This is a genomic window from Thermus sp. FJN-A (assembly GCF_054655095.1).
Genome location: NZ_BAAHSC010000034.1, coordinates 1 through 252 on the forward strand (window position 1 = coordinate 1; position 252 = coordinate 252).

1 protein-coding gene is annotated in these 252 nt (G+C 65.9%); it reads left to right on the forward strand.

Features of this window, described 5'->3' with window-relative positions; genetic code table 11:
* Nucleotides 1-17: 17 nt before the first annotated feature.
* Nucleotides 18-252: CopG family antitoxin (locus tag ACYQ0J_RS00165; RefSeq protein ID WP_460170226.1), on the forward strand; the 235-nt coding region annotated here is incomplete at its 3' end.

The following is a 252-nucleotide window of genomic DNA, read 5'->3' on the forward strand; positions in this document are numbered from 1 at the left end:
AGTAAAGCATGAAGAGAATGCGGAAGGTGCACAGCCTGGAGGAAATCCCCGAGTTCGCCAGTGAGGAAGAGGAGAGCCGTTTTTGGGCGGAGCACGGCCTGGGGGAAGAACTCCTGGCGGAGATGGCCCCACCGCCGGAGGGCCTTCTGCCCCCGGCCCGCCCCAGGACCCGGCCCGTTTCCATACGCCTGGACGAGGACCTCCTGAGGCGGCTCAAGGCCATCGCCCGGAGGAAGGGCAAGGGCTACCAGA